The sequence below is a fragment of the Stutzerimonas stutzeri KOS6 genome (assembly GCF_000307775.2).
GTDB classification, from domain to species: Bacteria; Pseudomonadota; Gammaproteobacteria; order Pseudomonadales; family Pseudomonadaceae; genus Stutzerimonas; species Stutzerimonas stutzeri_B.
On record NZ_KK020676.1, the window covers coordinates 381,297 to 402,118 of the forward strand.

At 63.1% G+C, this 20,822-nt stretch carries 18 protein-coding genes and 1 pseudogene; 13 read left to right on the forward strand and 6 right to left on the reverse strand.

The window, feature by feature from the left end; all coding sequences use genetic code 11:
• Window positions 1–353: 353 nt before the first annotated feature.
• Both B597_RS30255 and B597_RS30260 read left to right on the forward strand, forming a co-directional pair.
• Window positions 354–833, forward strand: a complete 480-nt coding sequence (locus B597_RS30255; RefSeq protein ID WP_003292625.1) for an Lrp/AsnC family transcriptional regulator — start codon at window positions 354–356, stop codon at window positions 831–833.
• A 172-nt stretch (window positions 834–1,005) separates the two neighbouring features.
• Complete coding sequence (locus B597_RS30260; RefSeq protein ID WP_003292624.1) at window positions 1,006–1,224, forward strand: DUF2788 domain-containing protein; 219 nt, start codon at window positions 1,006–1,008, stop codon at window positions 1,222–1,224.
• A 21-nt stretch (window positions 1,225–1,245) separates the two neighbouring features.
• Here B597_RS30260 and B597_RS30265 read toward each other — a convergent pair whose 3' ends face one another.
• Window positions 1,246–2,520, reverse strand: a complete 1,275-nt coding sequence (locus B597_RS30265; protein ID WP_226924983.1) for a sensor histidine kinase — start codon at window positions 2,518–2,520, stop codon at window positions 1,246–1,248.
• Between the two features lie 142 nt (window positions 2,521–2,662).
• On the opposite strand from B597_RS30265, the gene B597_RS30270 reads away from it, so the two are divergent.
• Window positions 2,663–4,654, forward strand: coding sequence for a TonB-dependent receptor domain-containing protein (locus B597_RS30270; RefSeq protein WP_003292622.1), 1,992 nt, complete (start codon window positions 2,663–2,665; stop codon window positions 4,652–4,654).
• Between the two features lie 10 nt (window positions 4,655–4,664).
• Here the strand turns inward: B597_RS30270 and B597_RS30275 are convergent, their stop codons facing one another.
• The gene (locus tag B597_RS30275; RefSeq protein ID WP_003292621.1) at window positions 4,665–5,345 is read right to left on the reverse strand and encodes a response regulator; all 681 of its coding nucleotides are present in this window, start codon (window positions 5,343–5,345) and stop codon (window positions 4,665–4,667) included.
• Window positions 5,346–5,499: 154 nt separating this feature from the next.
• On the opposite strand from B597_RS30275, the gene B597_RS30280 reads away from it, so the two are divergent.
• From B597_RS30280 to B597_RS30290, 4 genes and pseudogenes are all read left to right on the forward strand, one after another.
• Window positions 5,500–5,817 carry a hypothetical protein gene (locus B597_RS30280; protein ID WP_003292620.1) on the forward strand — a complete coding sequence of 106 codons (318 nt, stop codon included), beginning with the start codon at window positions 5,500–5,502 and terminating at the stop codon, window positions 5,815–5,817.
• Window positions 5,814–7,424, forward strand: a complete 1,611-nt coding sequence (locus B597_RS30285) for a PepSY-associated TM helix domain-containing protein (protein WP_003292619.1) — start codon at window positions 5,814–5,816, stop codon at window positions 7,422–7,424. The genes B597_RS30280 and B597_RS30285 overlap by 4 nt, the downstream gene beginning before the upstream one ends.
• Window positions 7,421–7,740, forward strand: a pseudogene (locus tag B597_RS46280) (DUF3325 domain-containing protein). Before B597_RS30285 ends, B597_RS46280 begins: the two are co-directional and overlap by 4 nt.
• 16 nt (window positions 7,741–7,756) lie before the next feature.
• Window positions 7,757–8,470, forward strand: coding sequence for a DUF4198 domain-containing protein (locus tag B597_RS30290; protein ID WP_024161800.1), 714 nt, complete (start codon window positions 7,757–7,759; stop codon window positions 8,468–8,470).
• A gap of 13 nt (window positions 8,471–8,483) precedes the next feature.
• On the opposite strand, the gene B597_RS30295 is transcribed toward B597_RS30290, so the two are convergent.
• The gene (locus tag B597_RS30295) at window positions 8,484–9,125 is read right to left on the reverse strand and encodes a pseudouridine synthase (RefSeq protein WP_031323273.1); all 642 of its coding nucleotides are present in this window, start codon (window positions 9,123–9,125) and stop codon (window positions 8,484–8,486) included.
• Between the two features lie 290 nt (window positions 9,126–9,415).
• Between B597_RS30295 and urtA the strand changes: the two genes are divergently transcribed.
• From urtA to urtE, 5 genes are all read left to right on the forward strand, one after another.
• Complete coding sequence (gene urtA / locus B597_RS30300; RefSeq protein WP_003292615.1) at window positions 9,416–10,684, forward strand: urea ABC transporter substrate-binding protein; 1,269 nt, start codon at window positions 9,416–9,418, stop codon at window positions 10,682–10,684.
• A gap of 161 nt (window positions 10,685–10,845) precedes the next feature.
• Window positions 10,846–12,417, forward strand: a complete 1,572-nt coding sequence (urtB, locus tag B597_RS30305; protein ID WP_003292614.1) for an urea ABC transporter permease subunit UrtB — start codon at window positions 10,846–10,848, stop codon at window positions 12,415–12,417.
• Between the two features lie 214 nt (window positions 12,418–12,631).
• The gene (urtC, locus tag B597_RS30310; protein WP_003292613.1) at window positions 12,632–13,711 is read left to right on the forward strand and encodes an urea ABC transporter permease subunit UrtC; all 1,080 of its coding nucleotides are present in this window, start codon (window positions 12,632–12,634) and stop codon (window positions 13,709–13,711) included.
• Window positions 13,708–14,559, forward strand: coding sequence for an urea ABC transporter ATP-binding protein UrtD (gene urtD, locus B597_RS30315; RefSeq protein ID WP_003292612.1), 852 nt, complete (start codon window positions 13,708–13,710; stop codon window positions 14,557–14,559). Before urtC ends, urtD begins: the two co-directional genes overlap by 4 nt.
• A gap of 157 nt (window positions 14,560–14,716) precedes the next feature.
• Window positions 14,717–15,415 (forward strand): urea ABC transporter ATP-binding subunit UrtE, encoded by a 699-nt coding sequence (gene urtE / locus B597_RS30320; RefSeq protein ID WP_003292611.1) that lies wholly within the window; start codon window positions 14,717–14,719, stop codon window positions 15,413–15,415.
• A gap of 563 nt (window positions 15,416–15,978) precedes the next feature.
• On the opposite strand, the gene B597_RS30325 is transcribed toward urtE, so the two are convergent.
• A complete protein-coding gene (locus B597_RS30325) occupies window positions 15,979–16,767 on the reverse strand; it encodes an aldolase (RefSeq protein WP_003292610.1) in 789 nt (262 codons plus the stop codon).
• A 212-nt stretch (window positions 16,768–16,979) separates the two neighbouring features.
• On the opposite strand from B597_RS30325, the gene B597_RS30330 reads away from it, so the two are divergent.
• Entirely contained in the window at window positions 16,980–18,299 is a 1,320-nt protein-coding gene (locus tag B597_RS30330) for an aspartate aminotransferase family protein (protein WP_003292609.1), read from the forward strand.
• 228 nt (window positions 18,300–18,527) lie between these two features.
• Here B597_RS30330 and B597_RS30335 read toward each other — a convergent pair whose 3' ends face one another.
• Window positions 18,528–18,974 (reverse strand): REP-associated tyrosine transposase, encoded by a 447-nt coding sequence (locus B597_RS30335; protein ID WP_003292608.1) that lies wholly within the window; start codon window positions 18,972–18,974, stop codon window positions 18,528–18,530.
• 127 nt (window positions 18,975–19,101) lie between these two features.
• A complete protein-coding gene (locus B597_RS30340; protein WP_003292607.1) occupies window positions 19,102–20,598 on the reverse strand; it encodes a MocR-like pyridoxine biosynthesis transcription factor PdxR in 1,497 nt (498 codons plus the stop codon).
• Between the last annotated feature and the right edge of the window lie 224 nt (window positions 20,599–20,822).

Here is a 20,822-nt window from a genome sequence, read left to right on the forward strand (position 1 = left end):
CACGACGCCGTAAATCGATATCGATGTTTACGTCAGCCCGCAAACAAAACTCCAAAACGAAAAAGACCACGCCTGGGCGTGGTCTCTTCGATTCGTCGGGCCGAGGGTAACGGCTTCTTCGCGCGGCGCCTCGTGAGCACCGGGGCCCGGACCGTCGGTCTCGGTAAGACCTTCGCTGGTCACGGCGGGGATCGCCTGTCGTGTCCATTTCTGCCGGGGGCTGAAGTTGAGATAAAGCTTACGCCTCGAAACCCGGCACAGGATTGCTAAGGTTGCGCACTAACACGCCACTTGCGCAATGAATTCCTATCGATCAATCATCTAGCGCAATCAGAAACCAAAGAAGCCCTGCCATGAGCAAACTCGACCGATACGACCTGCGCATCCTCGCCGAACTGCAGCACGACGCCCGCATCTCCAACCAGGATCTGGCCGAACGCATCGGCCTGTCGCCTTCGCCCTGTTCACGAAGGGTCAAGCAGCTCGAAGACGACGGCTATATCGCCCGCCAGGTCGCCCTGCTCGATCGCAAGAAACTCGGCCTGACCCTGACCGCCTACGTGCTGATCGGCATGGACCGGCATACGCCGGAACGCTTCGAGCATTTCGAGGGGGTGATCGGCAAATGTCCGCAGGTGCTCGAATGCAGCCTGGTAACCGGCATGGATGCCGACTACCAGCTCAAGGTCGTGGTGCCCGATATGGAGCATTACCAGCAGTTCCTGCTCGGCACCCTGACCCGCATCGAAGGCGTCTCCAGCGTACGCTCCAGCTTCGTATTGCGGCAGGTGTCGTCGAGCACCGAGCTGCCGCTGGAACATTTGCGCAGCTGAGACCCATTGACGCGCCCGGCATCATCGATGGAGGACTTGGCGTATACTCGCCGCCGCCTTGCTATGCCCCCGCGCGCCACATTCGAACAAGCGCCTTGCTCGCTAATAACCGGTCCGCCCGCTGTCATAGCTGTTGTCGTCTGTATCCAGACTTAGCCAAGCGGAGAAATCGATGGAGCCGGAAGTTTTCGAAAAGTGGATGATGATCGTCCTGGTCGGCGGGTTGATGACCTTCATGGCGTTCATCATCTGGGACTTGGCCAAGAAATCGAAGGCCGGCCGGCTCGGCACCGCCATTCTCTTCCTGGGCCTGGGCCTGTGCCTGTTCGCGTTTCTCGCCAAACCGATCATCGGCTACATCATCGAAGTGACCCAGGGCATTCCGCACTGAGGCGTCATCGGGGCGGCGGTTCTACACGCCGTCTCTCGGCAACACGATGCGCAACATGCTCGGTTGTCCAGCGACGAACCCTATCCGCCCGCCCGCGTTCTCGACGATCCGTCGGACAATAGCCAGGCCCAGCCCGGTTCCCTCGCTGCCCTGCCGCCCCTTACGAAAGCGTTGAAACATCGCCTCTTGTTCATCCGGAGGCACACCACAGCCCTGATCGACGACGTCCAGGTTAACCTCCGCTCCCTCCGCGCATAGCGTCACCCACACCTCGCCGGCCCCGTGTACCAATGCGTTTTCCAGCAGATTGCTCAATGCCTCTCGCAACTGGTCGGCGTTGCCGCGGCATTCCAAGCCATCGGTAATGTCGACTTCGATCAGGCGGCCCTGTGCTTCGAACAGTGGCAGCAGGGCCGCCGAGCATTCACGCACTACACGCGAGATATTTGCCCGCTGTGCCGGGCCGCTGCGGCACTCCACGGCGGCGCCATCCTGACGCGCGAGCTCCAGCAATTGCGCTACCAGCCTGCGCATCTGACGCATTTCCATGCCCAGCGCTGGCCAATCAGGCTCGCCACTCTGACGCGCATCCTGAAGGCGCAGATCAAGTACCGTCAGGGGAGTACGCAATTCGTGAGCAGCATCAGCGACGAAACGTCGCTCGGAAGCATAGGCCGACGCAAGCCGGTCCAGCGCGTTATTGGCCGCTTCGGCCAGCGGATGGATTTCCTGGGGCAAGTCGTCCAGTGCAATGCGCCGCTGTGGCTCGTTCGGACCAATCTCACGCGCAAGCACAGCGGCGCGGCGCACCGGACGCAGCGTCCAGTTGAGCAACAGGAGGATCAGCGCTACCGACACCAGCCCCAGCGGCAGCATGATCACCGTGCTCTGACGCAGCCGATCCTGTAACAGATCGTCGATCATTCCGCGCTCGGCTGCGTCATTGCGCGAAACCATCAAAATCGCGCCGTCTTCCAGACGCACCGGGACGTTGACCACGGCCCCACCGTAAGGGCTCCAGCGCCACCAGCCCGACTCACGCTCCAACAGAGCGGTGCGCAACCGCCGTGGCCGTTCCATATTTTCTGAAAACCACAACAGTTGCCCTTCAGCGGAATACAGCGTGTAGCCCAGCTCAGCGCCGCCATAGCTTCGCGGCAACGCGCTCAGGTCGCCATCGCTGCGCATCCCCTCACTGACAGCGCGAGCCTGGATTGACAGCACCGCACGGCGAAGTTCATCGCGAGTGCCGTACAGGTGCACGGCAACGTTTCCGAAGCCCAGCACGAACACCACCAACAAGGCGATCAGTACCCGCCGATGCAGGCTGCGCCGCTTCGGCATCGTCAGGTTCGTGTCAGGTATTAATGACATAGTCACACGGGGTAATGAGATTTATTAACGTTTGAGATTTATTCACAGGGGAGATTGTTTTTCCATGTCTGCATTGCGTATGCGCCGTCACCAGTTATTTCAGACCACACTTGCCATGGCCATCGCCGGGGCCGTGGCGCCGTATGTGGCAGCTGATAATTCCAAGGCAGTGGGTCTTGACGACATCGTCGTCACCGCCGCCGGCTACGAACAGCAGTTGATCGACGCGCCAGCTTCGATCACGGTCATCAGCAAGGAACAACTGGAAGGCAAATACTACCGCGACGTGACCGATGCACTGCAGGACATTCCTGGGGTGTCCATCGAGGGTGGCGCTGGCGGCAAGCTGGAATCCACCTCAATCAACATTCGTGGCCTGGGTGAGGAATACACGTTGTTCCTCGTCAACGGCCGGCCGCAGGGCGCATCCAGCGAGGCCTACTACAATGGCTTCGGCAGTGCCACCCGGTTCGGCTGGCTGCCACCGCTGTCGGCCATCGAACGCATCGAGGTGATTCGCGGCCCGATGTCCTCGCTGTACGGCTCCAGTGCCCTGGCCGGTGTGATCAACATCATCACCAAGAAGGCCACCGCACGTGAATGGTCAGGCACCGTTAGCTATGACCGACTGTTCCATGAGAACAGCGATGCTGGCCCCGCCAATCAGGCCCGCTATTACCTGAGCGGTCCGCTGATGCAGGACCATCTGGCGCTGAGCCTGTATGGCTCGCGCAACCATCGCGACGAGGATGAGATCGAGGGCGGCTATGCGGAAAAGACCAGCATCGACAACACTGCGCTGCTCGACATCGTGTTCAACGACATGCACAGCTTTCAGCTTGAGGCCGGCCGGGGCGAAAGCGACAACGAGCGTACGCAAAAGAGTGGTGCTGCCGGCGAAATGGACAATGTCCGCACCCACTACGGCATCAGCCATGCGCTGAACTGGGGCAACGGCTCACTGACCGACACGTTCCTCACCAACGAAAAGGTTGAAATCGAGAACGGCTCTGCCTATTCGGAATACACCGCCACGCTGCTCAACAGCAAGACCGTATTACCGTTCGATCACCACACCATGACCCTGGGCGGCGAGTACAAGTGGGAAACCACCGATCACGATGTCGGCCGTTTCTACGGAGCCGACATGGAACTGGAACGCTGGCAGCGCGCGCTGTTCGTCGAAGACGAGTTTTACGTCACCGAAGCCCTCTCGGTGACCGCCGGCCTACGCTATGACGAAAACGAACACTACGGCGAAGAGTTCACCCCAAGGCTGTATGGCGTCTACCGCTTCACCGATGAATTGGTACTGAAAGGTGGCGTCAGCGGTGGTTACAAAACGCCAACCCTGAAGCAGGCCGATACCAGCATCGTGGAAAACGCCGGCCGGGGTCGCTCCTATGACATGGGCAACTCGGCTCTCAAGCCGGAAAACAGCGTCAACTATGAAATGGGCCTGATGTGGGATGCAGCCAACGGCATCCGTTCGGGCGTCACGGTGTTCTACACCGAATTCGAGGACAAGATCGGCAAGCGCCTGTTCTGTACCAGCCCCGCGTCGGCGCCCGCTTGCACCGTCAACGGCATCGCACCGCGCCAGACCATCAACCAGTACATCAACCAGGACGCCGCCGAACTACGGGGCGTGGAAACGTTCTTCAACGTACCGCTCACCGCATCGCTGGACCTGAAGACCAACTACACCTATTCGGACAGCGAGATTACAGAGTCGGAGGATTCCCCAGACGACATCGGCAAGCCGTTCAACAACCTACCCCAGCACATGTTCAATATTGGCCTGGACTGGCGTACCACAGAGGCTCTGAAGCTCTGGGCGAAAGCGCGCTACAAGAGCGAAACCGTTTCGGATGAAGACCTGGAGCAGCGACCGGCTTACACGATGGTCGACCTCGGCGGACTGTACCGGGTGAGCGAAAACATGAACGTCTATGCCGGCCTGTACAACGTATTCGACAAGGAAATCTCGAACGCCGACTACGGCAAGACGCTGGACGGTCGCCGACTCAATGTCGGGGTAGCGCTGAGTTTCTGAAAAGCGCCGCTTACGGAGCGCTCGGTATCAGTCGGTAACCCAGCCCGCGCAAGGTCTCTATGCTGCTGTCGGCTCCGGCCGACATCAACTTGCGTCGCAATCTCGAAATCAGCGCCTCAATGGCGTTTGGCGTGACGGCCGTGTCGAGCGAATACAGGCGCTCTTCGAGATGATCCTTGATGACCACACGCGGCGCGTTGCGTAGCAATTCGCCGAGCAGCGCGACTTCTCGCTTGGAGAGGATTAGCGGGCGCTGCGCAACCTGCACGCAGCGGGTGTCCAGACAGAGGCTGAGGTTGCCCAACTGCAAGTTCCGTGCGCTACGGGTACCTGGACGGCGCAGCACCGCGCGTAAACGCGCCTCCAGTTCAGCCATTTCGAAGGGCTTGAGCAAATAGTCATCAGCGCCGGCGTCGAGCCCCGCGACTCGGCTTTCCAACGCATCACAGGCGGTGAGGATGATGCACGGCAGGTCGCTGTTGAGTGTCGAGGCGCGGGTGGCGAGTAACGACAGCCCGTCCATGTCGGGCAAACCGAGGTCGAGAATCATCGCGTCGTAGCGGCTTAGTCCCAGCATCGCCTGCGCCTCGCGACCATGTTCGGCGGCATCGACGACACAACCGGCACGCTCCAGATGCTTCACCAGCAACTCACGTAGTACCGAATGATCTTCAACGACAAGCAACTTCATGAGTTTCACCGCGACAGGCTGGCGTCAGGCTACGGTCAGCCAAGCCTGAGATAGTAGATAAGAATCAACCTCAATTGACATATATTATGATTAACTCGCATCTTTCTGAAACTGATCCGTTCCATTTTCCCTTGGCGATCGGGCGGCACACCTCATGCCGCCGGTAACCAAGTACCTCGCCTGGACGGCCTCTCCTCGTTCGCGTCACCGTGTGGCCATCGCCGCCCGGACGATCCTGGCCATCTTTGGTGGCTATGCATTCGCCGCCCTGGCCACTGCAAGCCTGGCACTGGCGTTGCCTTTGCCGCGACCACAGGCGGTCCTCACCGCGACCTTGCTGTCGTTCGCCCTGTATTGCGCCCTGGTGATCTGGGCGTTTGCAGCCGCCAGCGCAAGTCGGGCATGGTGGGTCACCGGCGTGCTGTGCGGTCTGCCGGCGGCGCATTTGATGCTCGCCGGAGCTCAGCCATGAAAGCGCTAGGTTTTCGTCAGGCCAATGCCTGGTTGCATACCTGGGTCGGACTGCTGCTTGGCTGGTTGCTCTACGTAATCTTTGTCACCGGCACACTGAGCTTCTTTCAGGACGAAATCAGCTTCTGGATGCAGCCCGAGCAGCACGCCTCGATGGCGCAGCCCGACACCGCCGTTCGGGTGATCGAACACATGCAGACGCTGGCACCCAGCGCCGCCATGTGGAATATCAATTTACCGTCGGAACGCAACAGCGCGGTACGCGTGCAATGGTTCGAACAAGGCGAACGCCAAGGCAAAGGGGGCGGCCAGCGCCGCGTCCTCGACGCCACCAGTGCCGAGCCGATCGAGGTGCGTGAAACCCGCGGCGGCGGCTTTCTCTACCGCTTCCATTTCGAGCTTTACGGCATGCCGCGCATTGTTGCGCGCTGGATTGTCGGCATCGCCACGCTGGTCATGTTGGTGGCGATCGTCAGTGGCGTGATTACCCACAAGAAAATCTTCAAGGATTTCTTCACCTTTCGCCCGCGCAAGGGGCAGCGTTCCTGGCTGGATGCGCATAACGTCACGGCTGTGCTGGCGCTGCCGTTCCATCTGATGATCACCTACAGCGGCCTGCTGTTATTGATGTTCATGCTGATGCCGTGGGGCATCGAGAGCGCCTACCGCGGCGACGCCCAGGCGTTTTTTGCCGAGAGCGGCGGACGCAGCGGCGGGCGCAATGCGGGCAGTGAGACCGCACCCGGCATCGATGTCCAGGCCGCGCCGCTGACCGACCCGCGGCCCTTGTTGGCGCTAGCCGAGCAACGCTGGCCACGCGGCGTTGGCAGTGTGCAGGTCAGCCAACCGGGTACCGCCAACTCGATTATCGAACTGCGCGAGCGTGGCGGTGACAGCCTGATCGACCGAGGTAGCAGCGAGCGTCTGCGCTTCAACGGCGTCACCGGCGAACAGCTGAACGGCCCTGCAAACAACCCGATAAGCGGCGCGAACGCAACCTATAACGTGCTGACCAGCCTGCACCTGCTGCGCTTCGCCGGAACGCCGCTGCGCTGGGCATTCTTCCTCAGCGGCCTGCTCGGCACAGCGATGATCGTCACCGGACTTGTGCTCTGGGTGAATAAACGCCTGCCCGAGCGGCAGAAGCTTGGCCGTACGCCTTTCGGTCATCGTCTGGTGGAGGTTCTCAATGTCGCCACGCTTGCCGGATTGCCCTTGGCGATCGCGGCATACTTGTGGGCCAATCGCCTGTTGCCGGCCGCACTGAACGGCCGCATCGAATGGGAAATTCGCTGCTTCTTTGCAATCTGGCTGGTCAGCCTGCTGCACGCGCTATCCCGCTCGCACCGACGTGCCTGGATCGAGCAGCTGAGTGCCAACGCGGCGCTGTTCGCGGCGTTGCCGCTGTTCGCCCTGCTCCTGCCGCACAGTCATCTTCCGAACACCCTGGGCCGCGGGCAATGGTTGGTCGCGGGTGTCGACCTGACGCTCTGGGCGTTCGCTGCGGTGTTTGCAGGCGCAGCCTGGAAGGTCGCCACGCATCGCCCCGCCGTGCGAGCGCCACGGCGGAGCAATCCGTGTACCAATGTAAAGGAGCTCGCCGCATGATCTGGTTAAGTCTGGCGCTGTGCTTCAGCGGCTTCGTCGCGCTATGCCTAAGCATCGATCGACATCATGAGCAAATACTGGGCAAGCGCCCGCACGCGGCGATACGGCTGACGCTGCGTCTCGCTGGCTGGCACTGGCGACGGCCGCCGCGCCCTGCATCAACCCACTCGGCGTCTCGGTCGGCCTAACGCTATGGGCCGCTCTGCTCAGCGTCGCCGCCCTTCTCCAAGTGCTGCTCCTCACTTACGCACCGCGCTTTATCGTTCCGCTGGCGCTCGGCGCGCCGTCGTTCACGCTTCCCCTGCTGCTGTTCTAAAAAAATGGAGTCGATCATGTTCAAACCCGTTGCGCTGGCGCTTTTGCTGGTTCCGTTATTCACCCAGGCCCATACCTTCCTGATCAAGCCCGACAACGCCACAGCCAACCCCGACGAACCACTGCAGTTCTCAGTGCTGATGACCGAGAAGTTATTCCAGGGCGAGCGTCTGCTTGACCCTGAGCAGGTGGAGGTACATTTGCTGCAGAACGGTAAAACGACGCCACTGAATCTCGAAGCCGACGAGACAGCCAAGGCCCTGCGTGGTGAAGCCGCCGCGCCGACAGGAGATGCATTGCTCGTGGCGCGAGCCGCGCCTCGCTACCGTCCGATCGACAAGAAGGAAAAAACCGACGACCCGGCGAAGATGTTGCGCATCGAAAACTTCTCCAAGGCGCTAATCAATCCTGCCACCGACGGTGTCGCCTATCACGCACGCAGCGGTGACCGCCTGGAGCTGATCGCGCTGGACAACCCCGCCAGCCTCAGTGCCAGCAAGCCAATGCGGGTTCAGGTGCTGTTCGAGGGCGAACCGCTGCCCGGCAAAGTGCAGGCGCTGAGCCCGGGCCGCGAGCGCATTGTCGCTGAGACCGATGCCGAAGGTATTGCCAGCCTGACGTTACCCACCGCCGGCGTCTGGATCGTGCGCAGCAGCCACCACCGCGAGGAAGCCGACGCTCGCAGCGCCCGCTACGAAGCTAGCGCCAATCTGGTGTTCGCGATCGATTGAGTGATCAGCCCGTTCAGTTCAGCTGAGCGGGCACTTCCCGCCACTCCCCCGGCTGCAGGCCATCCAGCGTCCACGGACCGATCCTGACCCGCACCAGCCGTAACGTCGGTAACCCGACCGCCGCAGTCATGCGCCGTACCTGGCGATTGCGCCCCTCTCGAATCACCAGTTCCAGCCAACTGGTCGGCACGCTCTTGCGGAAACGCACCGGCGGATTGCGTGGCCACAGCTCCGGCTCGTCCATTCGCCGCGCCTCGGCCGGCAGGGTCATGCCGTCGTTGAGTTCGACCCCCAGGCGCAGGCGCTGCAACTGCTGGTCATCCGGCTCGCCCTCCACCTGCACCCAGTAGGTCTTGGGCAGCTTGTGCTTCGGATCGGCGATACGCGCCTGCAGCCGGCCATCATTGGTCAACAGCAACAGGCCCTCGCTGTCGCGATCCAGGCGACCGGCAGGATAGACGCCGGGCACCTGCACGAGATCCTTGAGCGTCGCCCGGCCATCGGCGTCGGCGAACTGCGTCAGTACGTCGAAAGGCTTGTTCAACAGCAGCAGGCGCGGCTCCGCAGGCGGCGCCTTGGCCACTCGGCGCGGCGCCGCCGGACGAGCGGCTGCGGCGGTCGAACGTGAGGCTGGGAAACGCGGTGGGCGGGGCATGACGACTCGTCTCGGTGCGGGCCGGCCATGCTAGAAGCCGTGGTCGACCGCCGCAAGTGGCAGCCTGCCGACGGCAGGCACCGAAATCGGGCGCTGCGGGCACCAGCAGTGCACCGCGAGCCCCAACTCGCACCAAAATGGATCGCAGCCGAGGCCGACCAACCACGCACATTCCGGCGCGAGCCCTTGCCATTGCTGGCTTTGCGCGATTTGGCACGGATGCTGCCATTACTCCTGGCGTTCCGATGAATTCAGCCCACAGTTGCGCACGGACAGCCAAGGAGCCCCAAATGAAACGCCGTCCTCTTATCAAGTCCACCCTCGCCGCCAGTGCCCTGATGCTCAGCGGCCTGTTCCCATTCACCCTGCAGGCCGCCGAAACCATCAAGGTCGGCATCCTGCACTCGCTGTCCGGCACCATGGCCATTTCGGAAACGTCCCTGAAAGACATGGCGCTGATGACCATCGACGAGATCAACGCCAAGGGCGGCGTGCTCGGCAAGCAGCTCGAGCCGGTGGTAGTAGACCCCGCGTCCAACTGGCCGCTGTTCGCCGAGAAAGGCCGCCAGCTGCTGACCCAGGACAAGGTCGCGGTGACCTTCGGCTGCTGGACCAGCGTGTCGCGCAAATCCGTACTGCCGGTCTATGAAGAACTCGACGGCCTGCTGTTCTATCCCGTGCAGTACGAAGGCGAGGAACTGTCGCCCAACGTCTTCTACACCGGCGCCGCACCGAACCAGCAGGCCATCCCGGCCGTGGAATACCTGATGAGCGAGGACGGCGGCAGCGCCGAGCGCTTCTTCCTGCTGGGCACCGACTACGTCTACCCGCGCACCACGAACAAGATCCTGCGCGCCTTCCTGATCAGCAAGGGCGTGCCGGAATCGAACATCGAAGAGGTCTATACCCCCTTCGGCCACAGCGACTACCAGACCATCGTCGCCAACATCAAGAAATTCTCCGCCGGCGGCAAGACTGCGGTGGTGTCGACCATCAACGGCGACTCCAACGTGCCGTTCTACAAGGAACTGGCCAACCAGGGCCTGGAAGCCACCGACGTACCGGTCGTGGCCTTCTCCGTGGGCGAGGAAGAACTGCGCGGCATCGACACCAAGCCGCTGGTCGGTCACCTGGCCGCCTGGAACTACTTCCAGTCGGTGGAGAACCCGGTCAACGAAGCCTTCGTCAGCCAGTGGAAGGCCTATGCCAAGGCCAAGAACCTGCCAGGCGCCGACAAGGCGGTGACCAACGACCCGATGGAAGCCACCTATGTCGGCATCCACATGTGGGCACAGGCGGTCGAGAAGGCCGGCACCACCGATGTCGGCAAGGTCCGCGACGCGCTGGCCGGCCAGACCTTCAAGGCGCCATCCGGCTACACCCTGACCATGGACGAGAAGAACCACCACCTGCACAAGCCGGTGATGATCGGCGAAGTCCAGGAGGACGGCCAGTTCTCCGTGGTCTGGGAAACCGAAAGCCCGGTCCGCGCCCAGCCGTGGAGCCCGTACATCCCGGGTAACGACAAGAAGCCGGACTACGCGGTGAAGTCGAACTGAAGCGGCGTGTAACAAGCAACGTCGTACGGCTTTTGTAGGGTGGGCTTCAGCCCCCCTACGAACACTGGACCTTTCGTAGGGTGGATGACGCTTTTCTCATCCACCATCCGACGCCGCAAACTCCACCAAGAGAGCACGCGGCGCCCCTGGGGAATGCATAGATGAACACTGCCCTGCACCGAATTTTCATGCTGCTCCTGCTGGCCCTCCCTTGGGCCGCTCACGCCGGAGACGCAGCCGATTACGCCAAGGCCAGCGCGGCCAAACAGGCAAAGCTGCTGCAAAGCTGGGCGGCCGAGCCGGCGCCCGAACGGCTGGCATTGATCGAAGCGCTGCGCGCCAGCCGCGTGGCCATTGACGACAACAAGACCCCCTTCATCGAGGAGAACGATACCTACCGTGCCCTCGAAGGCGACGCAGGCCCCGTCGGCACGCCGAAGAAGCTGCGCCTGAACAACCGCCTGCGCGGGCTGCTCAATACTGCCCTGGCCAGCCATCAGCTGTTCGCCGAGGACCCGGCGCAGCGCCTGATCGCGGCAAAACGCCTGCAGCGCAGCGGCAAACCCGAGCAGCTCCAGCTGCTCCAGCAACGCCTCGAAGCCGAGGAGGACCCAGCCGTCAGCGAAGCGCTGGCCCTGGCCCTGGCCAACCTGCAACTGACCGCCAGCGACCCGGCCGTGCGTCTGGCCGCCGTGCGTCTGCTCGGCGAAACGGGCGCTCCCACGGCCCGCGTGCGACTGGAAAACCTGCTCGCCGATGAGGCGGAAACCGACGCTGCCGTACGCAAGGCGGCCGAGACCAGCCTGGCCCAGGTCAAGCGCAAGCTCTTGATCGGCGAATTGCTCGGCCAGGCCTTCAGCGGCCTTTCGCTGGGCTCGATCCTGCTGCTCGCTGCCCTGGGCCTGGCCATCACCTTCGGCCTGCTGGGGGTGATCAACATGGCCCACGGCGAAATGCTGATGCTCGGCGCCTACACCACCTACATGGTGCAGGTGCTGATGGCCCGACTCGCACCCGAGGCGCTGACCTTCTACCCGCTGGTGGCATTGCCGGTGGCCTTCTTCGTCACCGCCGCCATCGGCATGGCACTGGAGCGCACGGTGATCCGCCACCTCTACGGCCGTCCGCTGGAAACCCTGCTGGCGACCTGGGGCATCAGCCTGATCCTGATCCAGCTGGTGCGCGTGCTATTCGGCGCGCAGAACGTGGAAGTCGCCAACCCCGGATGGCTCTCCGGAGGGCTGCAGGTACTGCCGAACCTGGTGCTGCCGTACAACCGCATGGTGATCATCGGCTTCGCGCTATTCGTCGTGCTGCTGACCTGGCTGCTGCTGAACAAGACGCGCCTGGGCCTCAACGTGCGCGCGGTGACGCAGAACCGCAACATGGCCGCCTGCTGCGGCGTACCAACAGGTCGCATCGACATGATGGCGTTCGGTCTCGGCTCCGGCATCGCCGGGCTCGGCGGCGTGGCCCTGAGCCAGATCGGCAACGTCGGCCCGGACCTCGGACAGAGCTACATCATCGATTCCTTCCTGGTGGTCGTGCTCGGTGGCGTCGGCCAACTGGCCGGCAGCATCTTCGCCGCATTCGGCCTGGGTATCGCCAACAAGATCCTCGAACCACAGATCGGCGCCGTACTGGGCAAGATCCTCATCCTCGCGCTGATCATCCTGTTCATCCAGAAACGCCCGCAGGGCCTGTTCGCGCTGAAAGGGAGGGTGATCGATTGAGCTCGCTCCCAATGAATTCGCCCCTACATGAATCGATCTGCAGGCAGCGCAGCAGTGCCAACGGAATCCTTCGATGCGGTATCGCCGCCCAGTCTGTTCGGCGCGTTGTACCCACCCTTGCTTGCGCATCGACTCCGGTGCAGATGCCTTCCCCCTTTTCGCGAGCGAGCTCGCTCCTACAGGCGAGTCTGACCCGCCCAGGAGAAGACCGACCATGAACCAGCCCCTCACGCTCACGGCCGCGCAGAAAGCCGGCCCGAAACTCACCGCCGTCGCCCTCGGCCTCGTGCTCGTCATCCTGCTGGCCATGCCGCTGCTGCACCTGCTGCCGGCAGACAATGCCTTTCACGTCTCGGCCTACACCCTGACGCTGGTCGGCAAGATCCTCTGCTACGCCATCGTCGCCCTGGCGCTGGATCTGGTCTGGGGCTATGCCGGGCTGCTGTCGCTTGGCCACGGCTTGTTCTTCGCTCTCGGCGGCTACGCCATGGGCATGTACCTGATGCGTGAAAGCGCCGGCGATGGCCTGCCCGCGTTCATGAGCTTCCTCGCCTGGAACGAGCTGCCCTGGTACTGGTACGGCACGTCAAGCTTCCTCTGGGCGATGTGCCTGGTGGTACTGGTGCCGGGCGTGCTGGCCTTCGTCTTCGGTTTCTTCGCCTTCCGCTCGCGGATCAAGGGCGTGTACTTCTCGATCATGACCCAGGCGCTGACCTTCGCCGGCATGCTCCTGTTCTTCCGCAACGAGACCGGCTTCGGCGGCAACAACGGCTTCACTGACTTCAAGACCATCCTTGGCTTCTCGATCTCGGCACCGGCGACCCGCGCCGCGCTGTTCCTGGCCACCGTGGCACTGCTGGCCGGCAGCCTGTACCTGGGCTTTCGCCTGGCGCGCAGCAAGTTCGGCCGGGTGCTCACCGCGCTGCGCGATGCCGAGAACCGGCTGATGTTCTGCGGCTACGATCCGCGCGGCTACAAGCTGTTCATCTGGACGCTGTCCGCCGTGCTCTGCGGCCTGGCCGGTGCGCTCTATGTGCCGCAGGTCGGCATCATCAATCCCAGCGAGATGGCACCGACGCAATCGATCGAGGCCGCCGTCTGGGTCGCCCTCGGCGGGCGCGGCACGCTGATCGGCCCGCTGCTGGGCGCCGGCATCGTCAACGGCATGAAGAGCTGGTTCACCGTGGCCTTCCCGGAGTACTGGCTGTTCGCCCTCGGCGCACTGTTCATCATCGTCACCCTGTACCTGCCCAAGGGCGTCATCGGCCTCATCAAGCGGAGGGGCGAACAATGAAAACCGTACCCTGCAGCGCCGTCATCGACGGTTTCGACCCCACCGGCGGCGGCCTGACCCGCGATGCCATCGGCCTCGGCCGGGTGGCCGAAAAGGGCCTGGACGTGCGCCACGGCACCATCCTCAGCCTGGAAGACATCAACGTCAGCTTCGACGGCTTCAAGGCATTGACCAACCTCAGCCTGTACATCGGCGTCGGCGAGCTGCGCTGCATCATCGGCCCCAACGGCGCCGGCAAGACCACCATGATGGACGTGATCACCGGCAAGACGCGCCCCACCAGCGGCAGCGCCTTCTTCGGCGAAACCCTGGACCTGACCCGCATGAGCGAGGTGGACATCGCCCAGGCCGGCATCGGCCGCAAGTTCCAGAAGCCCACGGTGTTCGAGGCCCTCAGCGTGTTCGAGAACCTGGAGCTGGCACAGAAGACCGACAAGTCGGTGTGGGCGAGCCTCAGGGCCAGGCTTTCCGGCGAGCAGAAGGACCGCATCGACGAGGTGCTCGCGACCATCCGTCTCGACGCCTCGCGCCACCGCCCGGCCGGGCTGCTGTCGCACGGGCAGAAGCAGTTCCTCGAGATCGGCATGCTCCTGATGCAGTCGCCGCAGCTCTTGCTGCTCGACGAGCCGGTGGCCGGCATGACCGACGCCGAGACCGAGTTCACCGCCGAGCTGTTCAAGAGCCTGGCGCGCAAGCACTCGCTGATGGTGGTCGAGCATGACATGGGCTTCGTCGAAACCATCGCCGACCACGTCACCGTGCTGCACCAGGGCCAGGTGCTGGCCGAGGGTTCGCTGCAGCAGGTGCAGGCGGATGAGCGGGTGATCGAGGTGTATCTGGGGCGTTGAATGGTTCGACGCCGTTCATCCTCCGATGGCACTTCACGGTGGATGGGTAAAGCGCCATCCACCCTACACCCGCCGAACGCCCATGCCTGCATCATCACAAACCTAATCGTAGGGTGGATAACGCCAGAGGCTTATCCACCAAGGGAAGGAGTCGCACATGCTGCAAGTCCAGCAACTGCATCAGTACTACGGCGGCAGCCACATCCTGCGCGGCCTCTCGTTCGAGGCGAAGGTCGGCGAAGTCACCTGCCTGCTCGGGCGCAACGGCGTCGGCAAGACCACCCTGCTCAAATGCCTGATGGGCCTGATCCCGGCCAAGGAAGGCGTGGTGAACTGGGAAGGCAAGCCGATCACCGGCTTCAAGCCGCACCAGCGCGTACACGCCGGTATCGCCTACGTGCCGCAGGGCCGCGAGATCTTCGGTCGACTCACGGTCGAGGAAAACCTGCTGATGGGGCTTTCCCGTTTCAGCGCGAAGGAAGCCAAGGAGGTACCCGAGTTCATCTACGAGCTGTTCCCGGTACTGAGGGAAATGAAGCACCGCCGCGGCGGCGACCTTTCTGGCGGGCAGCAGCAACAGCTGGCCATCGGGCGCGCCCTGGCGAGCAAGCCGCGCCTGCTGATCCTCGACGAACCGACCGAAGGCATCCAGCCCTCGGTGATCAAGGAGATCGGCGCCGTGATCAAGAAACTCGCCGCCCGCGGCGACATGGCCATCCTGCTGGTGGAGCAGTTCTACGATTTCGCCGCCGAACTGGCCGACCAGTACCTGGTGATGAGCCGCGGCGAAATCATTCAGCAGGGCCGCGGTGACACCATGGAAGCCGAAGGCGTGCGTGGGTTGGTAGCGATCTAGCATTTTGGGCGAATGAATTCGCCCCTACGGATTGCCCTACCAAGCCAGCCGCCGCTTCGTGGAGGCGAACCTGTTCGCCCACTGCTGGCATCGGTCCTTCGCTGTCGCTCGGCGGGCAACAGGCGAATGAATTCGCCCCTACGGGTTGCCCTGCCAAGCCAGGCGTCGCTTCGTGGGGGCGAACCTGTTCGCCCACGCTGGCATCGGTCCTTCGCTTTCGCTCGGCGGGCCGCGGGCGAATGAATTCGCCCCTACGGGTTGCCCTGCCAAGTCAGGCGTCGCTTCGTGGGGGCGAACCTGTTCGCCCACGCTGGCATCGGTCCTTCGCTTTCGCTCGGCGGGCCGCGGGCGAATGAATTCGCCCCTACGGGTTGCCCTGCCAAGTCAGGCGTCGCTTCGTGGGGGCGAACCTGTTCGCTCACGCTGGCATGAGCCCTTCGCTGTCGCTCGGCGGGCCACAGGCGAATGAATTCGCCCCTACGGTTCGTGCCGCCTACCGCCCGTACAACCGGGCGCATGTAGGGGCGAATTTATTCGCCCGCTTTTTACCCGCTTCACCCGCTTCACCTCGCAAACTCCGGCTCGCTGCGCAGCAACTGGCGTTTGACGCTTTCCAGGTGCAGCCGCGCACTCTCGGCATTGCCCTCCATCATTTGCCTGCAGGCAGCATGGGCAATGTCTGGCCCGACCGGCTTGAGCGGCCTTCCACTCGCCATCGCCTTGAGCTGCACCTCGGCGGCACGTTCCAGGTAATAGAGGTCATCCCAGGCCTCGGCGACGGACGGGCCGAGTACCAGTGGGCCATGATTCTTCAGCATGATCACGTCGGCCTCGCCGGCCGCCCGCGCAATCCGCTCACCTTCGGCGTAGTCGAGGGCCAGCCCGTTGTAATGTTCGTCTACGGCGAGGCGGTCGTAGAACTTCAGCGCCGTTTGCCCGGCCCAGACAAAAGGCTCACCCTGCAACAGGCACAGCGCCGTGGCATTGGGCATATGCGTGTGAAATGCGGCGCGTGCACGAGGATTGACCCGATGAAGCTGCGCATGGATGTAGAAGGCCGTGGCTTCGGGCCGGCCGTCACCGAGTATGACGTTTCCATCGAAGTCGCAGATCAGCAGCGACGAAGCCGTGACCTCGCAGAAGGCCAGCCCGTACGGATTGACCAGAAAGAGGTCATCATGCCCCGGAACCACGACTGAAAAGTGGTTGCAGATTCCCTCACCCATGCCCAGCCGTGCCGCCATGCGAAAGCACGCGGCAAGATCCATGCGCGCCTGGAGAATGGCGGGAGATTCGAGCCCAGGACGACCAGGATTGCGGTCATTGGAAGCAACATCGAAGGCATGGGCCATGGGCTTTTCCTCGGCGGATAGACGAACCCTCAGCCTAGCGGGAAAAGGCGCGCGGCCAAGAGCCAGTTAGCTGCCGGCGGCGGGCCAGTCAGACAAGGCAGGCTGACCCAGCCACATCCGGCATCTGGCCCTACGGGCCGAACCGGTTTGTTCCTAAGGTGATCTCACCATGCGTCGACTGACCGACGCTCAATCACCACGCCGAGGCCGACATGAGCACGCCCGTCACCAATGACTATGTCCGTTCGCTGGACCGCCAGCACGTCTTCCACTCCTGGTCGATCCAGAGCACGCTCAACCCCCTGGTGATCGCAGGCGGCGAAGGCTGCCGCCTCTGGGACCATGACGGCAACCGCTATCTGGACTTCAGCAGCCAGCTGGTCAACACCAACATCGGCCACCAGCACCCGAAGGTGATCGCGGCCATCAAGGCGCAGGCGGACAGCCTATGCACGGTCGCGCCAGCGACTGCCAACCTGATGCGCGGCGAAGCGGCCAAACGCATCCTCGCCCGGGCCCCTGCCGGCTTCAGCAAGGTCTTCTTCACCAATGCCGGCGCCGACGCCAATGAGAACGCCATGCGCATGGCGCGGCTGTTCACCGGTCGCGACAAGATCCTCTCGGCCTACCGCTCGTATCATGGCAGCACCGGCGCGGCCATTGTCGCAACCGGCGATCCACGCCGCGTACCCAACGAATTTGCCCGCGGACACGTGCACTTCTTCAACCCCTACCTCTACCGCACCGAATTCGATGCACGCGACGAGGCCGAGGAATGCGTTCGCGCCCTGCACCACCTGCGCCGGGTGATCGAGTGTGAAGGCCCTGCGGCGATCGCGGCGATCATCCTCGAAACCATCCCCGGCACCGCTGGCGTCCTGGTGCCACCGGAGGGCTATCTGCAAGGCGTGCGTGCGCTGTGCGACGAGTTCGGCATCGTACTCATCTTCGACGAAGTCATGGCCGGCTTCGGCCGAACCGGGCAGTGGCTGGCGCTGGACAACTTCGGGGTCGCGCCTGACCTGATCGCCTTCGCCAAAGGGGTCAACTCGGGTTACGTACCGGCTGGTGGCGTGATGATCTCGCAACCGATCGCCGAGTACTTCGAGACGCGCTTCTTCCCCGGCGGCCTTACCTACTCCGGCCACCCACTGGCAATGGCCGCCATCGTCGCCACGCTCGACGCCATGGCCGAGGAAGGCATGGTCGAGAACGCCCGCCACGTTGGACAGGAAGTGCTCGGCCCAGGGTTGCACGCACTGGCGAGCCGGCACGAACTGATCGGCGAGGTCCGCGGCGTCGGGTTGTTCTGGGCGATCGAGTTTGTCTCGGATCGTCAGCGCAAGACGCCGCTCGCCGCACCGATGATCGCGCAGATGAAGGCCGCCTTTCAGGCCCGCGGCCTGTTGACCTTCACCGTGGAGAACCGCCTGCATGTGGTGCCGCCGTGCATCGTCTCGCCGGCAGAGGTGAACGAAGCCCTGGCCATCCTCGACGAGGTGATCGGCGATTTTTCTCGGCGCGGCGCCTGAGGCGCGATGGGCGAACAAGTTCGCCCCTACAGAGTCTGCGACTACCCGTCGCCAACGCCCAGACCGTAGGGGCGAATTCATTCGCCCAACGGGGCACCGCCAATCGCCCCCGGGCGAACAAGTTCGCCCCTACAACACGCGGCATGGCTTGTGATTGCACGAAGGCGATCCCATCGCCCGTAGGGGCGAATTCATTCGCCCGCAAGGTTCAGTGAGACATTCAATCCATCACAACCACGCCGCATCCCACCAGGGGTAATCGCCTACACACCGGACCAGCCCAGCCCGTAAAGGGTTCGCCACGATATAGCGGGCAACGGCCTGCAGATCTTCCTCGTGCCGCAACGCATGGTCGTGATAGCCACGCTGCCACACCGGCCCAGGCCCGATAGAGAGGCGCAGCGCAGTCGCCGAACGGCCCTTGAGCCGCTTGATCACAGAGGACAGCTCGCCGGTGTGTCTCAGCGCGAACAGCCAATGCAGATGGTCGGGCATGAGCACCCAGGCCAACGATGACACCAGATGGTCTTCATGCAAGGTTCGCATTTGTCCAATAACCACGCGCGCACAGGTGGCGTCGGCAAACAAGGGGCGTCGTTCACGGGTGCAGGTGGTGATGAGATAAAACTGACCGGGCGCCGAGTAGCGGCCACGAAGCAGAGCGTCGCGTGACATGTCCTTATGTCCTGGTTCAAATCGAGTGAAGCGTAGTCCCGGGCTCTTGGGCGAACAAGTTCGCCCCTACATCAATCGTCCAATCGCCGAACCCGCCCGTAGGGGCGAATTCATTCGCCCGAGAAAATCACAAACGATGCAGCACCTCACCCAAAACCCGCGCGCCCTCACCGATACGCGCGGCATCGATGGCATGGAAGCCCAGGCGCATGAAGTTGGTCGGGGGCGCCTCGTTGAAGAAGATCTGCGCGCCAGCCTCGAACAGCACGCCCTGCTGTGCTGCAGCCCAGGCCAGGCGTTGCGTATCGACTCCCTCAGGTGCCTGCAGCCAAAAGGCGCTGGCACCGGGACTGCCCATGGGCTGGCAACCGGGCAGCTCATCATCGAGCGCCAGGCGCAGGGTATCGCGGCGGCGTCGATGCTCTTCGCGGAAGCGTCGCAAATGCGAGTCGTAATGCCCCTGCGCGAGAAATTCAGCGAGCATGCGCTGGTTGTTGAGCGGCGGGTGACGATACATCAGCCGGCGCAGCGCACGCAGCTCGTCGATCAGCTCGGCATCGGCCACCAGATAGCCGATTCGCAGCCCCGGTGAAAATGCCTTCGACAGGCTGCTCATGTAGATCACTCGCCCACTGGCATCGCTGGCCTTGAGTGCCGGCTGGGCCTGGTGATCGAGGTTGAATTCGGCATCGTAGTCGTCCTCGATCACCACCTGGTCGTGCTGGCGGATCTGGCGCAACAACGCGGTGCGCCGCGCCGCGCTCATGGCCACGCCGGTCGGTACCTGGTGGCCCGGCGTGACATAGAGGTAGTCGCAGCCATGCAGACGACTGTCCAGCACCAGGCCCTGGTCGTCCACCGACTGCAGCTGGATGTCAGCCCCGCGCAATTCGAACAGGCTCAGTGCATCGCGAAAGCCGGGGTTCTCCATCGCCACCCTCACGCCCTTACCCATCAGCAATGTGGCGAGCAGGTACAGCGCGTTCTGCGAACCGAGCGTGACCAGAATTTCATCGGGACGCGCCCAGATGCCTCGTTTGGGCAGCACGCGCGTGCGCAGTTGCTCGACGAGCATCTCATCGTCGCGATCGAACCGATCGTTCATCCAGCTTGGATCACGGTCGCCGCGCAGCACCGTGCGGGACACTTCCCGCCAGCGCTCCAGCGGGAACAGTTCGCGGATCGGCTGGCCGTAGACGAACGGATAGGGGTAGCGCGTCCAGTTGCTCGGGCGCAGCACACCGTGTTTCAGGCTGGGCTGCATCTTCAGTCGCGCGCTCCAGTCTGGTGCACGGTCACCCATCACATCGCAAGACGGTTCGCCCTTGTGCAACAAGGCGATTCGGGGCGGCTCGTGGGCTGCATCCCCCGAACGGTAATCCGGATGCAGGTAGTAACCGCTGCGTGGCCGGCTGACCAGATATCCGTTGTCCAGCAGGCTTTCATAAACCAGCGCCACCGTGTTGCGCGACACCGCCAACTGCTGCGACAGCTTGCGACAGGAAGGCAGTGGCTCATCGACAGGAAAGCCGCCACTGAGGATCGTGGAGACCAGCGTTTCGCGCAATTGCTCCTGCAAGCCTCGTTGATGATCGAAGTTCAGGTGGATGTAGTGATCGATCATGGTGCCTCCCTCAACAGCCTGCCAGGGCCCAAGCAAGGACTGCGCCACGACTGGCGGACCACCCGGGCGAATGAATTCGCCCCTACACCGGATCACGCAAAGCACCGTAGGGGCGAACTTGTTCGCTACAGTCCCGGCGTGTTGCAGCGGGGACCGGCCCTGGCTGCAACCACCCGGGCGAATGAATTCGCCCCTACGCAGGATCACGCAAAGCACCGTAAGGG

Excerpts from the sequence above, each read along its gene's own strand:
- urtB (WP_003292614.1), top strand. The coding sequence starts at position 10,846 with ATGAACACTGCCCTGCACCGAATTTTCATGCTGCTCCTGCTGGCCCTC.
- B597_RS30295 (WP_031323273.1), bottom strand. The coding sequence starts at position 9,125 with ATGCCCCGCCCACCGCGTTTCCCAGCCTCACGTTCGACCGCCGCAGCC.
- B597_RS30290 (WP_024161800.1), top strand. The coding sequence starts at position 7,757 with ATGTTCAAACCCGTTGCGCTGGCGCTTTTGCTGGTTCCGTTATTCACC.
- B597_RS30330 (WP_003292609.1), top strand. The coding sequence starts at position 16,980 with ATGAGCACGCCCGTCACCAATGACTATGTCCGTTCGCTGGACCGCCAG.
- B597_RS30285 (WP_003292619.1), top strand. The coding sequence starts at position 5,814 with ATGAAAGCGCTAGGTTTTCGTCAGGCCAATGCCTGGTTGCATACCTGG.
- B597_RS30260 (WP_003292624.1), top strand. The coding sequence starts at position 1,006 with ATGGAGCCGGAAGTTTTCGAAAAGTGGATGATGATCGTCCTGGTCGGC.
- urtD (WP_003292612.1), top strand. The coding sequence starts at position 13,708 with ATGAAAACCGTACCCTGCAGCGCCGTCATCGACGGTTTCGACCCCACC.
- B597_RS30335 (WP_003292608.1), bottom strand. The coding sequence starts at position 18,974 with ATGTCACGCGACGCTCTGCTTCGTGGCCGCTACTCGGCGCCCGGTCAG.
- B597_RS30270 (WP_003292622.1), top strand. The coding sequence starts at position 2,663 with ATGTCTGCATTGCGTATGCGCCGTCACCAGTTATTTCAGACCACACTT.
- urtE (WP_003292611.1), top strand. The coding sequence starts at position 14,717 with ATGCTGCAAGTCCAGCAACTGCATCAGTACTACGGCGGCAGCCACATC.
- B597_RS30255 (WP_003292625.1), top strand. The coding sequence starts at position 354 with ATGAGCAAACTCGACCGATACGACCTGCGCATCCTCGCCGAACTGCAG.
- urtC (WP_003292613.1), top strand. The coding sequence starts at position 12,632 with ATGAACCAGCCCCTCACGCTCACGGCCGCGCAGAAAGCCGGCCCGAAA.
- B597_RS30275 (WP_003292621.1), bottom strand. The coding sequence starts at position 5,345 with ATGAAGTTGCTTGTCGTTGAAGATCATTCGGTACTACGTGAGTTGCTG.
- B597_RS30280 (WP_003292620.1), top strand. The coding sequence starts at position 5,500 with ATGCCGCCGGTAACCAAGTACCTCGCCTGGACGGCCTCTCCTCGTTCG.
- B597_RS30340 (WP_003292607.1), bottom strand. The coding sequence starts at position 20,598 with ATGATCGATCACTACATCCACCTGAACTTCGATCATCAACGAGGCTTG.
- B597_RS30325 (WP_003292610.1), bottom strand. The coding sequence starts at position 16,767 with ATGGCCCATGCCTTCGATGTTGCTTCCAATGACCGCAATCCTGGTCGT.
- urtA (WP_003292615.1), top strand. The coding sequence starts at position 9,416 with ATGAAACGCCGTCCTCTTATCAAGTCCACCCTCGCCGCCAGTGCCCTG.